The organism is Paenibacillus taichungensis (assembly GCF_013359905.1).
Lineage (GTDB): Bacteria > Bacillota > Bacilli > Paenibacillales > Paenibacillaceae > Paenibacillus > Paenibacillus taichungensis.
The window spans coordinates 1-215 of the sequence record NZ_JABMCC010000068.1 but is presented as its reverse complement, the minus strand read 5'-3'; the positions used below and the strand labels follow the sequence as shown (position 1 = coordinate 215).

Here is a 215-nt window from a genome sequence, read left to right as displayed (position 1 = left end):
CGTCTTTCCAGTTCTCTTCAGGAGAAGAAAACAACTATTCGGTATTAGCTACCGTTTCCGGTAGTTGTCCCAAGCTTGAGGGCAGGTTGCCTACGTGTTACTCACCCGTCCGCCGCTAACCATCAGAGAAGCAAGCTTCTCATCAAGTCCGCTCGACTTGCATGTATTAGGCATGCCGCCAGCGTTCGTCCTGAGCCAGGATCAAACTCTCCAAT

At 51.2% G+C, this 215-nt stretch carries 1 rRNA gene; it reads right to left on the bottom strand.

What is annotated here, in order from left to right:
• Positions 1-215 (bottom strand): 16S ribosomal RNA (locus HP548_RS34210); the annotation flags it as partial.